This is a genomic window from Nocardia spumae (genome assembly GCF_020733635.1).
GTDB classification, from domain to species: Bacteria; Actinomycetota; Actinomycetes; order Mycobacteriales; family Mycobacteriaceae; genus Nocardia; species Nocardia spumae.
The window spans coordinates 6,196,689-6,209,506 of the sequence record NZ_JAJFZL010000001.1 but is presented as its reverse complement, the minus strand read 5'-3'; the positions used below and the strand labels follow the sequence as shown (position 1 = coordinate 6,209,506).

Genomic DNA, 12,818 nt, shown 5'->3' with positions numbered 1-12,818 from the left:
GAGCGCCGGTGACCGACCCGGTCGCCGGCGCGGACACGCCGATCGTCCGCTCTCTGATTCCGTGGTCACGCACTCGCTTGCCGGTACTGTCGACATTCGATTGTTTATCCAAGGCGTGCATAAAGATCAGGAAGGACTCCATCGTGCGGAGCCGGATACGCAGTTGGGCATTGGTAATTCTCATTTTTGCCGCAAGCGGGGCAATTTACGCTCCACACGCATGGGCGCAACCCCCTGCACAAGCAGCCGCCGGCGATTTCTACGTGCCGCCTCCGCTCCCGCCGGTGCCACCGGGCGCGATCCTGCGCACCGAGCCCGCGGCGCTGGCGCTGTCGGCTCCCGGTCAGCCGGGTGTGATGCCGGCCCGGTCGACCAAGATGATGTACGTCAGCAGCGATACCCACGATGCGCCGACCGCGGTGGTGGCCACCTACCTGGAGCCGATACTGCCGTGGACGGGTCCGGGTGAACGCCCGCTGGTCGCGTACGGCGTCGGTTCGCAGGGCCAAGGCGATCAGTGCGCACCGTCGAAGGTGTTGCCGCAGATCGCGCAGTTCCGGCCGCCGTACGACGCCCTGGCCGAATACGACCTGATCGCACTGTCCTCGCTGCTGGCGCGCGGTATGGCCGTCGTGGTGACCGATTATCACGGCCTGGGCACCCCCGATGTGCACGACTTCCTGAACCGGAAGGCGCAGGCGTACGCGGTGCTCGATTCCGCGCGCGCCGCGTTGCAAATGCCCGGCTCGGGCCTGAATCCGCACTCGCCGATCATGCTGTTCGGATATTCCCAGGGCGGTATGGCCTCCGCCGGGGCGGCGGAATTGCAGTCGAGCTACGCGCCCGAGCTGAATGTGCGCGGCGCCTATGTCGGCGGGCCCATCGTCGATCCGGAGAATTTCATCGGCTACAACTACGGTCGGCCCGGTGTCGGGTCCGCGGCCCCGCTCACCCTCAACGGCATCGTCGCCGATTATCCCGAAACGCGTCCGATTCTCGATGCCGAAATCAACGATGTCGGCAAGGGGCTGATGAACGACGCGCTGGGTAAATGCGCCATCGCCGCCTCGCTGGATATTCAAATCCGGCAAATTTCTCACATCACGACCAGTGGAGAACCGCTCACGGCGGTCATCGACCGATCCCCGGCCCTGAAAGAAGCGTTCGACGAACAGCGCATCGGATCACAAGCGCCGTCGATGCCCGTGCTCATCGCCTCGGCCATGAACGACGAGGGCACGCCCTACCCGCCGGTGCGCGCCGTGGCCGCCGGGTGGTGTGCCGGCGGTACGCCGGTTCAGCTGGACGCGAATACTCAGCTGCCCGCCATCACCGGCATCGTGGGTACGCACGACCTGGCCTACTTTCCGTCGTTGGCGACAGCCCAGGCATGGATGACGGATCGGCTCGCGGGTCTGCCCGCGCCGAGCAATTGCGCCGCTCTGCCCTGATCGCACCCGGCAGTGACCCAGTCGATTCCGGCGCCGGACTCCCGAGCGGGACGGCGCCGGAATCGATTGTGCGAGTAGCGGCATCGGAACCGCCGGTCGAGACGTGAATTCGATCGAGCGCCGGCAGAACTCGGCGAACCGGTTATCCTGGAAGAACATCAGGCCGGCGCAACCGCTCTCGGTGTCTGCGCCCTCATTCCGCTGTTTTTCGTCTGGATGGGCGAGAGGCGTATGGCGATCTTCGAACATTCCACAGCTCGCGACCCCAAGCGTTATTTGTGGACACTGGGGTTGATCGCCCCGGCCTGTGCGCTGTTTCCCGCGCAATTGGTGGCCCGGACAGGGCTCGAGGTGTTCTGGTGGATCGGCCCGATCATCGTGTTCGTGGTGATTCCGCTGCTGGATTGGGCAGTGGGGATCGATGGAAGTAATCCACGCGACGCCGACTACGAGGCGCTGTCCCACGACCGCTATTACCGCTGGTGCACATACCTCTTCCTGCCGATGCAGTTCACCGGGCTGGTCATCGCGTGCCGCATCTGGTCCAGCGGTCAATTGTCCGTGGTCGACAGCTTGGGGTTGGCGGTGACCCTGGGGGTGGTGTCGGGGATCGGTATCAACGCCGCCCATGAACTCGGACATCGATCCGAGCATCTGGAGCGCTGGCTGTCCAAGGTCGCGCTGGCGCAGTCCGGGTACGGGCACTTCTTCGTCGAGCACAACCGTGGCCATCATGCGCGTGTCGCGACGCCGGAGGATCCCGCCAGCGCCCGGTTCGGCGAATCGCTGTGGGCGTTTCTGCCCCGGACCGTGCTCGGCGGTCTGCGCTCGGCCATCGCCCTGGAGGGCGAGCGCCTGTCCCGGAGAGGTAAGCGCTGGTTCAGCCCGGCCAATCATCTGTTGCAGGCCTGGTCGATGAGCGTCGTACTGTTCGGCGCGTTGATCCTGATCTTCGGCTATCGGGTGATCCCGTTCCTGGCGCTGCAGGCGCTGATCGGCGTGGCCCTGCTGGAGACGGTGAACTATGTCGAGCACTACGGGCTGCTGCGGGCGCGACGTGCCGACGGCCAGTACGCGCGGTGCTCCCCGCGCGACAGCTGGAACAGCGACAGCCTCGTCACGAACGTCTTCCTCTTCCATTTGCAGCGGCACAGCGACCATCACGCCAATCCGGGACGCCGCTATCAGACGCTGCGCAGCAGCGAGCAGGCGCCACAACTGCCGCTCGGCTATGCCGCGGTGATCCTGATCGCCGTGGTGCCTCCGCTGTGGCGAGCGGTGATGGATCATCGGGTACTGGCCCACTACCACGGTGACATCACACTCGTGAACGCGGCCGCGCCGATTCGCGACCTGTCGGACAATTGACCCTGTCGAGTGCCCCGCAGCGGTTACTCTCGAATGTCGAAGTGCTCGTTCTCGTCCGAAGGTTGTCGGATAGGCCCACACAGACCCCACGCCGGATCAGTCGCTGTTCCGGTATCCAGGGAGGAGCCGTTCGCAATGGTGATGCTCGAGTCGACGAACTCGATGAACCGGCCCAGGGCTTTGCCGGGCCGCGACGCCGACGAAGGGGGGTTCGGCGATGACCTCTCCGTCGCCACTCAATGCCGGTGAACCGGCGCTGCTCAACGGCTCGGTGACTTTGGTCGAGGGCAGTACCTTCTGCCTGTCCGACCGGGTCGGTGATGTGGAATCGGGGACCTCGCAGGGCCTGTTCTACCGTGATGCCCGGGTGGTCTCGCGCTGGGAGCTGCGAGTCGACGGCCAGCGCCTCGAGCCACTGTCGGTGCTGAGCCCGGAGGCCTTCACCGCCCGATTCATCCTGCGCCGTCCGCCCCGCTCCGGCGCCGCCGACTCGAGCCTGCTGGTTGTGCGCGAACGCCTGGTCGCCGACGGGATGCGCGAGACGATCATTCTGGAGAACCTCGGCCGCGAACCCACGGCCGTGGTGCTGGAACTGCGCGCCGACGCCGACTTCGTGGACCTGTTCGCGGTCAAGGAGGGCCGGGCCGGTCACGGGCGCGCCGAAACCCTGGTCACCGACAACGAGCTGCTGCTCAACGACCGTTCCGATCGGGCTCGGGGCCTGGCGATCTCGTCCTCGGAGTTGCCGACCGTACTGCCCGGATCGCTGACCTGGCGGATCGTGGTGCCCGCGACCGGACGGTGGCAGACCGAGATCCTGGCCCAGCCGACGGTCGCCAACCAGCGGGTGCACGTCGCGCTGCGTCCCGGCGAGCACTACCGCACCAGCGAACCCGGCCGCAAGATGGCGGCCTGGCGCGATACCGCCACCAAGCTCACCACCGGGGACCCGCTCCTGTCGGCCGTACTGCAGCGCACGGAAAGCGATCTGGGCGCCTTGCAGATTCGCGAGGAGCGCCGCCATCGCACCTTCGTGGCCGCCGGCGCGCCCTGGTTCATGACGCTGTTCGGCCGCGACTCGCTGCTCACCGCCTGGATGGCGTTGCCGCTGGATTCCTCGCTCGCACTGGGCACCATGCAGCAGCTGGCCGAGATGCAGGGCCAGCAGGTCGACGCCCTCACCGAGGAGGAACCCGGCCGGATCATGCACGAGATCCGCCGCGGCCCCTCCGGCGGTCTGGCTCTGGGCGGTGAGGTCTATTACGGAACCGTCGACGCCACACCGCTTTTCGTGATGTTGCTGGCCGAGACCAGGCGCTGGGGTGCTTCCCCGGAGGCGGTGCAGACGTTGTTGCCCGCCGCCGATGCCGCCCTGGACTGGATATCGCATTTCGGCGACCGCGACGGCGACGGCTTCGTGGAATACCAGCGTGCCACCGACCGCGGTCTGATCAATCAGGGCTGGAAGGACAGCTTCGACGGTATCAACGATGCCGCCGGACATCTCGCGCAGGCCCCGATCGCGCTGTGCGAGGTGCAGAGCTACGTCTTCGCGGCCATGCTGGCCCGCGCCGAACTCGCCGAGGAATTCGGTGAGGCGCACAAGGCCGCCACATGGCGCGACCGGGCCGCCGAACTGCGCACCAAGTTCGCCGAATCCTTCTGGATGCCCGAAAAGGGCTGGTATGCCATCGCATTGGATGGCCGCAAACAGCGTGTCGACGCGCTCACGAGCAATGTCGGCCACTGCATGTGGTCGGGCATCGTGCCCGACGAACACGCCGAGCAGCTGATCCACCACCTGTCCACCGCGGAGATGGATTCCGGATTCGGTTTGCGCACACTGTCTTCCGGTATGGGTGCGTTCAATCCGATGAGCTATCACAACGGTTCGGTCTGGCCGCACGACACCGCCATCACGGTCGCCGGACTGCTGCGCTACCGCCACATTCCCGGTGCGGTCGATCTGGCCACCCGCCTGTCCAACGGTTTGCTCGATGCCGCATCGGCGTTCGGTGGGCGGCTACCGGAGTTGTTCTGCGGATTCCAGCGCACCAGGTTCTCGGCCCCGGTCCCGTATCCGACCTCGTGTTCACCGCAGGCCTGGTCCAGTGCGGCCCCGCTGCTGCTGGTCCGCTCGTTCCTCGGCCTCGACCCCGACGTCCCGCATCGCACGGTGACCGTGCTCCCGCATCTGCCCCCGCGCTGGGGGTGTATCGAACTCACCGACCTGCGCCTGGGCGGCACCACGGTCGATATCGCCGTGGTCGGTGATCAGGTCACCGCCACCAACCTCCCGGAGGACTGGCACCTCATCACCCACTGAGTGCGCCGCCGAGTGCCGCCGCCGGACGCCGGCGGCGGCACTCGGACTACAGGCTGACGCGCTGATCCTGGGGCAGGAACAGCTTGTCGCCCTCCTTGACGCCGAAGGTCGCGTAGAACTCGGGCAGATTGCGGACGACCTGGTTGCAGCGGAATTCGCCGGGGGAGTGCGGATCGGTGGCGACCTGCTGTTCCAGTGCCTGCTGGGTCTGCTTCTCTCGCCAGTTGCGGCCCCAGGACTGGAACATCGGCGTGTAGTCCGGGGTGCTGCGGCCGTTCTTGCCCTCCTCGATGCGGAAGGCGGCCAGCGCGATCATGAGACCGCGCAGATCGGCCAGGTTCTCGCCGACGGTCAGCTGGCCGTTGACGTGGTCACTGGGCGGCAGGCCCTCGGGGACCAGCGCGTCGTACTGGTCGATCAGCTGTTTCGTCCGGCCTTCGAATGCCGCCTTGTCCTGCGGGTTCCACCAGTCCGCGCGGTTCCCGTCGCCGTTGTACTTCGACCCCTGATCGTCGAATCCGTGGCCGATCTCGTGGCCGATGGTGGCGCCGATTGCGCCGTAGTTCACGGCCGGTTCGGCATCGGTGTCGAAGAACGGCGCCTGCAGGATCGCGGCCGGGAAGTTGATCGAATTGGAGGTGGCCTCGTAGTAGGCGTTGACGGTCTGCGGGGACATACCCCACTCGGACTTGTCCACCGGCGTCCCCAGTTTGTCCATCGACCGTTTGGCCTCGAAAGCCTCGATGGCGAGCAGGGATTCGACCAGTTTGCCGCGGGTGACCTTCAGCTTCGAATAGTCCACCCACTTGTCCGGGTATCCGATCTTGACCGTGATCTTGTCCAATTTGGCGATCGCGGCCTCGCGAGTCTGCGGTGACATCCACGACGAGTTGTGGAAATTCTCGCGATAGGCGGCGAGCAGATTGTCGACCAATTCCTTGGCGCGCGTCTTGGCCTGCGGCGGAAAGTATTTCGCGACGTACAGTTTGCCGAGTTGTTCGCCGAGATTGCTGTCGACCACGCCCACCGCCGACTTCCACAGCTCCGGTCGCTGCTCGATTCCGCTGGTGGCCTTGAGGAATTCGAAGTTGGCATCCGACAGATCCCGCTTCATGTACTTGGCGTATTTGCGAAGCAGGCTGAGCTTCAACCATTCCCGCCAGATGTTGATGTCGACCTCGGCCCACAGCTGTCCGGCCGCGGTGACGAACGACGGCTCGCCGACCACCATGTTCGCGAACAGTTCCTTGGGCCGGTCGGTGCTGCCGGCCAGCCACGGATCCCAGTCGAACGTCGGTGCCAGCGCGGCCATCTCGTTCCACCCCATGAGGTTGTAGGTGGCATCGGCGTCGCGGGTGCGGACGTTGTCCCAGAACCCCGCGGCGATGCGCTGCTCGAGGTCGAGCGTGCGTTCGGCGGCGCCGTCGGGATCCGGCAGGCCGGCGCCGGTGGCCAGCTTGTGCAGCAGCGTCCGGTAGGCCGTGAGGTACTGCGCGAATTCGGGTTTGCGGTAGTACTGCTCGCTCATTCCCAGCCCGGATTGGCTCACCGAGGGGATGTAGGCGTTGGAGTTCTTGCGGTCGATGCTCACGCCCAGGCCCATCAGGCCGCCGAGGGGGAGCGCGCCCATCACCTTCGCCAGTTCGGCCTTGTTCGCCGCGCCGTCGATCCGCTCGAACATCGGCTGCAACGGGGTGGTGCCCAGCTTCTCGAGGGTGTCCAGATCCATCCGCGCGTCGTAGAGATCGCGGATCTGCTGGCCCTCGGACCCGTCCTTCGGGTTGTGGATACCGTCGATGACCTCGCGCAGCTGCCCTTCCACCCGGTCCGACACCTCGGCGAAGGTGCCGTAGGAGACCTTGTCCGGCGGCAGCTGATAGGTCCGCAGCCAGGTGCCGTTGATACTGCGATACAGATCGTCCTGCGGTCGCACCGCGGTGTCGGCGCCGGACAGGTCGGGCCCGGTCAGCGGTTTCGGCTTCGCGTCGTCGCTGTTGCACGCCGTGAGGGCGGTGGCCACCGGTATCGCACCCAGGGCGATCAGGAACGAGCGCCGACCCAGGCGGATGTCACGACCGGACGATGTCACAGAAATTCCTCTCCCCGACTTCTCGTGCACCTGCGATGCCGACGGCATCAGCGCGGCCCCGCCGAACGACGGGGCCGGTTGTGTCCGTGAGAGGCTAGCTCGAGCTGCTGAGGATCGGCTGAGTTCGGCCGCCGCCGGTGGCGAGTCCGCCGCCGTCGTCTCGACCGGCCCCGATTTGGGGGCTACCTGCGGCTTCGCTACACTTGACCGGTTGCCTGCGGGTGCTGTACCCGCACTTCGGCCGCGAACCCACAGTGGTTGATCTCCATGGAGTATCTATCGCCGCTGGCAGGCGCGCGTTTTGAGGGGCAACTGACCATGCCCGTCGGGTCGGTAATCCGGCGTGCATTACGTCCAGGTCTAGGAGGAGCTGAAGTGATTCAGCAGGAGTCGCGGCTGCGCGTCGCCGACAACACGGGTGCCAAGGAGATTCTGTGCATCCGCGTGCTCGGCGGGTCGTCGCGTCGCTATGCCGGTATCGGCGATGTCATCGTCGCCACCGTCAAGGACGCCATCCCCGGCGGCAACGTCAAGAAGGGTGATGTCGTCAAGGCGGTCGTCGTGCGCACCGTCAAGGAGCGCCGGCGCGCCGACGGTTCGTACATCAAGTTCGACGAGAACGCTGCTGTGCTGATCAAGGCGGACAACGATCCGCGTGGCACCCGCATCTTCGGCCCCGTCGGCCGTGAGCTGCGCGACAAGCGTTTCATGAAGATCGTTTCGCTGGCCCCGGAGGTGCTCTGACATGAAGGTGCACAAGGGCGACACCGTGATCGTCGTCTCGGGTAAGGACAAGGGCGCCAAGGGCAAGGTCATCCAGGCCTACCCGCAGCAGAACCGGGTCCTGGTCGAGGGCGTGAACCGGATCAAGAAGCACGTCGCGAACTCCGCGAACCAGCGCGGCGCCAGCTCCGGCGGCATCGTGACCCAGGAGGCGCCCATCCACGTGTCCAACGTGATGGTTGTCGACTCCGACGGCAAGCCGACCCGGGTGGGTTACCGCACCGACGAGAACGGCAAGCGGGTGCGCATCTCCCGTCGCAACGGGAAGGACATCTGAGCATGACCACCGCAGAGAACACAGAGAAGATCGCTCCGCGTCTGAAGCTGCGCTACCGCGCGGAGATCAAGGACGCGCTGAACAGCGAGTTCGACTACGCCAACGTGATGCAGATCCCGGGCGTGGTGAAGGTCGTCGTCAACATGGGTGTCGGTGACGCCGCCCGCGACGCCAAGCTGATCAACGGCGCCGTCAACGACCTGGCCCTGATCACCGGTCAGAAGCCGGAGATCCGTAAGGCCCGTAAGTCCATCGCGCAGTTCAAGCTGCGCGAGGGCATGCCGATCGGTGCGCGCGTCACCCTGCGTGGCGACCGCATGTGGGAGTTCCTGGACCGCCTGGTGTCCATCGCGCTGCCCCGTATCCGCGACTTCCGCGGCCTGTCGCCGAAGCAGTTCGACGGCAACGGCAACTACACGTTCGGCCTGAGCGAGCAGTCGATGTTCCACGAGATCGACGTGGACTCCATCGACCGTCCGCGCGGTATGGACATCACGGTCGTCACCACCGCGACCAACGATGAGGAGGGCCGCGCCCTGCTCAAGCACCTCGGCTTCCCGTTCAAGGAGAACTGAGCACATGGCTAAGAAAGCTCTCGTCAACAAAGCCGCCGCGAAGCCGAAGTTCGCCGTTCGTGGCTACACCCGCTGCCAGCGTTGCGGCCGCCCCCGCGCGGTCTACCGCAAGTTCGGCCTGTGCCGCGTCTGCGTCCGTGAAATGGCGCACCGCGGTGAGCTGCCGGGCGTGCACAAGAGCTCCTGGTGAGCTCGCGCTACTGAGGTAGCGCACGCGCGTTGCGCGACAATCGAATCGAGGAAAGGTACGGGCTCGGCCGAGTCCGTACCTTTTCTTGCGTTGAGGTCTGCTCGTGCTGACAACCTTTGATACGAACAAGCCCTATGTAAGGTTGTGCGACAACCTTACATACGCGTTCGTCGACCACGATTCAGAATTCGAGATCTGACCACGGGATGCGAATGAGGAAGGGGAATTCCGTGTCGATCGCTGCTGAGTCCTTCGGTGTCCATTTGGCCGTGAGCAGGTAGTTGGCCGGATACAGGGGATGGACGCCGGCGGGCAGGGCGCCGTGGGTTCGTTCGAGCGCGAATATCCGGATCATGGCTATCGCGCTCTTCTCGCGTTCCAGGGTGACCTCCCAGTACCAGGGGATCCCTCCGCGCGCATAGCGGGCCCGCTTGTCTTCCATGTCGGTTTGCGAATTGGACGGAGACAGCACCTCGCCGACCAGCAGGACATCTGCGGCACGGATATCCTGATAGGGGTTCGGCAGGCAGCGGGCGACGAGAAAATCCGGTGTGACGAAGTCCGATTTCTCCGTCGATCCGAAGAAGACGTTCGTCTCGGTGTGGGCTCGCCAGCACTGCTCCGGGTCCGCGGACATCGCTTCCCGAGCGCACCGGCGCAGTCCACTCCACAGGAGATTGGTGAACTCCTGATGCTCGGCCGGGCCCCTCCGCAACCAGACGACACGACCTTCCCACAGCTCGATCTGGCCGGCGACCTCGTCAGGCAATTGTTCGAGTTCTTCCCACGTCATGTATTCGGGAAGATCGGGTCGTTCGACGCGCGGATGCGACATGCTTCGATCGTAGCCACGGTATGGAGTTGCGGGCTGCGAGTCACCCATGAGAGGAATCGTCAAATCCTGTGGATCTGGGCTTCGATTGAGGGTCAGGTCGTCTTCACGAAATCATCCGGCTTCCAGGACTGGTCGTAGAACTCGACGCCAGTACCGTACAGCCGGAAACAGCCGACGAAGTGGCGGCCAGGGATCACCTTCACAAACGCTGCGTCGGCCACTCCGTCGGGCTGCTCCGGCCCGAACCACAGGTCGATCGAACCGTCCTCGTTCTTCGGTATGTCGTAGTAGCCGTTCGTCGAGGGCAACAGCTCGTCGGTTTCGGGCATGGTGCCGTCGGTGACGTTGTAGGCGGTCGCCGCCCAGAACAAGCCAGCCGGGGGGTTGGGCGGCAGGTGCAGCTTGTAGGTGTGCGATCCGTCGAGGAACTCACCGTCCCGGTCGCGGATCGCGTACGGGTACTTGGCGCCGGCGCCGGTGGTGTGGATATTCATCGCCGGGGCCGACGAGTAGGCGTACTGGAAGAACCGCGCACGGGCGTCGATGTCGAGGTAGGACTGCTGCATCCACTCCGCGGTGGCGCCGGCCCACGCGACCTCCCACTGCCGGTCCTCGTAATAGAGGTGGCGGTCGTCCGCGCGGCCGAGTTGAGCGCTCGCGAGGATCATCTTCGGGGCGTCGATGACGGCGCGGTCGAGCTGGGTGCGCTGCCAGTCGGTCGGTGCGAACGGACGGTTCTGGACGATGCCGATCGAGGCCAGCACGCCGCGCAACTCCGGAGTGATCGCCGCGACCGGCTCGTAGTCGACGAACTCCTTGAGCTTGGTCCAGAAGGAGAAGTCGGTCGGGTACATCATGTTCACCCGCAGGCCGCTGGCGTTGGGGAACTCCATCGCCGGCACGTCCTTCTCCTCCTCCCACAGCGGGTAGATACGGGTGCGTTCGGCCACGGCGACACCGGCCGACGGGTCGGGTTCTCCGTCGCCCTGTCCCATGACGGTGCGGAAGAACAGGAAAACGTTGTAGGTCGAGGACTCGAACGTGTAGTACCCGGCCGGGACGTGCCCGTCGTAGTTCGGCGGGAGCAGCAGAAACAGCCCACCGCGGCCGCGGTCGGGACCGACCGCGCCGACGTCGGTGAGAGTGCGCTGGAAGAAGTCGGTGAACATGCCGATGACGTTCGCCGGCGCGTTGACCACCAGTGGTCCGGTCCGTGCCAGGTCGAGGTAGCTCATCGCGTAAATGACGTCCGCGTTGGGTGTGGGGACCCAGGTGCGACTGTCCATCCGGTCCTTCCAGATCGGCAGGACGTGGTACCCCTTCCCGAACGCGGCCTCCGACCCGTCGCGCATCCCGATCACGTTCAACGCGGGAAGCATCGTGGTGTAGGCGTGCACCGCGCGCTGGTAGAACAGCTCCGCCCGCAGCGCCTCCGCCTCGGCCTGCTCGAACCAGCGGCCACCGTTGATCTGCCGCAACAGCGGCGGCGACGCAGGTTCGCCCTCTCGAGTATCGCCGGCCGTCGTCACGTTCGCCGCCTCGGTCATGCCTGCTCCATCCGTGTGTCGCTGCTCAACAACGCCGACTCTGACGGAGACAGGGGTAGCCCGCCTCACCCGTCGAGGGTGGTTCTCCAGTGAGGACGTGACGTGTCGGTGACACTTGCCCGGATGGGTTCGTGCCTGGTCGGGCGACCTCGGACACCGGCGGCTCAGGTGACGGATCGGGGGTGATGTCGACGGGTCGTTCGAGGAGCTTGCCCTTGTGGAACAACGTACCGGCACGAACCAACGCGACCAGGCGCGGTGCGTTGACCGCCCGCCACCGCGACTGGGCTGCCTCGATCAGCTTGTAGGCCATCGCCATCCTCGCTGCCCTCGACTCCGGCCCCTTGGTCACCCTGGTCCGCAACCGGACGGTCGCGAAGGTGGATTCAACGGGGTTGTGGTGCGCAGGTGCACCCAATGCTCGGCCGGGTACTTGAAGTACTCGAGCAGCACGTCGGCATCGTCGGTGAGCTTCGCGACCGCCTTCGGGTATTGGGGTGGAAGGCCCGTGGCGCGATACGCGGAATGGCTCTTGCCGCAACGACAGCCGCGGCCATCTGGGTAATCGCTTCAGCTGTAATCGGCCTGCTCTATCTTACGACCAGGTAGGAGGTTCCGTTGCGGCAAGAGCAGTCTCAGCCATGGCCGGAACGTGCCCACTGGTTCGGCCCCGTGTCCTTCCGAACTGCTGCCGCAGGACTGACCATAAACGTGGTGACCCCCTTCATCACTGGATATCTGTTCATCATCCTGGTCCCTCTGTATGGTGTTGAGGTCCTTGTGGTAGCCATTCTGTATGCAGTAGGCGGAAGGGCTCGCCAATTCGGATCGGGAATCGTTGTGGCACTGGTCGGTGCGGCATTATGCTTTGTCCTACTGCCTGTTTTGCATCACGTGGTCAGGCGATGAGCAGTGCTGCCTTGGTGCTAGAGGCCTGGTAGATGATCGAGTTCACCGCTTGCGCGTCGGTGTAGTCCTGTCCGGTTAGTCTCGCTATCGAGATCGCCCTCACCTCGCGCATGTTCTTCACAACTTCGACGTTGTCCGCTATCACGGCGTCGATGGAGTTGTCGGTTCCGGTGGCTTGCTCGAGGAATTTCTGTTGAAGCTGTTTGGCCATTTCCGCACCGAGATCGTCAAGACGGGTGTTGCACGCCTTGAGGCACGGCTCCTGGGCGCAGGGGCTGGCCGGTCGCCCCCGCGCGTTGCGCGACAATCGAATCGAGAAAGGGTACGGACTCACCGAGTCCGCACCCTTCCTTGCGTCGGAGACTCCGCGCGCACAGCAGAACCGTCGATAAGGGCAAGCCGTTCGTCCCGGTGTTCCGTGTGCGAGTCCTTCTCATTCCTGGCAACGGGCCCACACCGCGATCCGCC

11 protein-coding genes and 1 pseudogene are annotated in these 12,818 nt (G+C 65.2%); 7 read left to right on the top strand and 5 right to left on the bottom strand.

Annotation, left to right across the window (positions count from 1 at the left end; translation table 11 throughout):
* Positions 1-8: 8 nt before the first annotated feature.
* The 3 genes from LKD76_RS27675 to LKD76_RS27665 all read left to right on the top strand — a co-directional run bounded on the left by LKD76_RS27675 (position 9) and on the right by LKD76_RS27665 (position 5,145).
* Entirely contained in the window at positions 9-1,451 is a 1,443-nt protein-coding gene (locus LKD76_RS27675; protein ID WP_227984334.1) for a lipase family protein, read from the top strand.
* A gap of 231 nt (positions 1,452-1,682) precedes the next feature.
* Positions 1,683-2,819 (top strand): alkane 1-monooxygenase, encoded by a 1,137-nt coding sequence (locus tag LKD76_RS27670; RefSeq protein WP_227984333.1) that lies wholly within the window; start codon positions 1,683-1,685, stop codon positions 2,817-2,819.
* A gap of 217 nt (positions 2,820-3,036) precedes the next feature.
* Positions 3,037-5,145: an amylo-alpha-1,6-glucosidase gene (locus LKD76_RS27665; RefSeq protein WP_227984332.1), complete on the top strand. Its 2,109-nt coding sequence runs from the start codon at positions 3,037-3,039 to the stop codon at positions 5,143-5,145.
* Positions 5,146-5,191: 46 nt separating this feature from the next.
* Here LKD76_RS27665 and LKD76_RS27660 read toward each other — a convergent pair whose 3' ends face one another.
* A complete protein-coding gene (locus LKD76_RS27660; RefSeq protein ID WP_308188595.1) occupies positions 5,192-7,234 on the bottom strand; it encodes a M13 family metallopeptidase in 2,043 nt (680 codons plus the stop codon).
* A gap of 375 nt (positions 7,235-7,609) precedes the next feature.
* On the opposite strand from LKD76_RS27660, the gene rplN reads away from it, so the two are divergent.
* The 4 genes from rplN to LKD76_RS27640 are packed head-to-tail and all read left to right on the top strand — an operon-like array spanning position 7,610 to position 9,059.
* On the top strand, positions 7,610-7,978 hold the full coding sequence (gene rplN, locus LKD76_RS27655) for a 50S ribosomal protein L14 (protein WP_062994284.1): 369 nt from the start codon (positions 7,610-7,612) through the stop codon (positions 7,976-7,978).
* A 1-nt stretch (position 7,979) separates the two neighbouring features.
* Complete coding sequence (gene rplX, locus LKD76_RS27650; protein ID WP_227984331.1) at positions 7,980-8,294, top strand: 50S ribosomal protein L24; 315 nt, start codon at positions 7,980-7,982, stop codon at positions 8,292-8,294.
* A gap of 2 nt (positions 8,295-8,296) precedes the next feature.
* Complete coding sequence (rplE, locus tag LKD76_RS27645) at positions 8,297-8,869, top strand: 50S ribosomal protein L5 (RefSeq protein WP_227984330.1); 573 nt, start codon at positions 8,297-8,299, stop codon at positions 8,867-8,869.
* A gap of 4 nt (positions 8,870-8,873) precedes the next feature.
* On the top strand, positions 8,874-9,059 hold the full coding sequence (locus tag LKD76_RS27640; protein WP_025347225.1) for a type Z 30S ribosomal protein S14: 186 nt from the start codon (positions 8,874-8,876) through the stop codon (positions 9,057-9,059).
* 181 nt (positions 9,060-9,240) lie between these two features.
* On the opposite strand, the gene LKD76_RS27635 is transcribed toward LKD76_RS27640, so the two are convergent.
* From LKD76_RS27635 to LKD76_RS27620, 4 genes and pseudogenes are all read right to left on the bottom strand, one after another.
* Complete coding sequence (locus LKD76_RS27635) at positions 9,241-9,852, bottom strand: Uma2 family endonuclease (protein WP_227985423.1); 612 nt, start codon at positions 9,850-9,852, stop codon at positions 9,241-9,243.
* A 134-nt stretch (positions 9,853-9,986) separates the two neighbouring features.
* The gene (locus LKD76_RS27630) at positions 9,987-11,441 is read right to left on the bottom strand and encodes a DUF1254 domain-containing protein (RefSeq protein ID WP_227984329.1); all 1,455 of its coding nucleotides are present in this window, start codon (positions 11,439-11,441) and stop codon (positions 9,987-9,989) included.
* 151 nt (positions 11,442-11,592) lie between these two features.
* A pseudogene (locus tag LKD76_RS27625) lies at positions 11,593-11,936 on the bottom strand (transposase); the annotation flags it as partial.
* Positions 11,937-12,339: 403 nt separating this feature from the next.
* Complete coding sequence (locus tag LKD76_RS27620; protein WP_227984328.1) at positions 12,340-12,684, bottom strand: hypothetical protein; 345 nt, start codon at positions 12,682-12,684, stop codon at positions 12,340-12,342.
* Between the last annotated feature and the right edge of the window lie 134 nt (positions 12,685-12,818).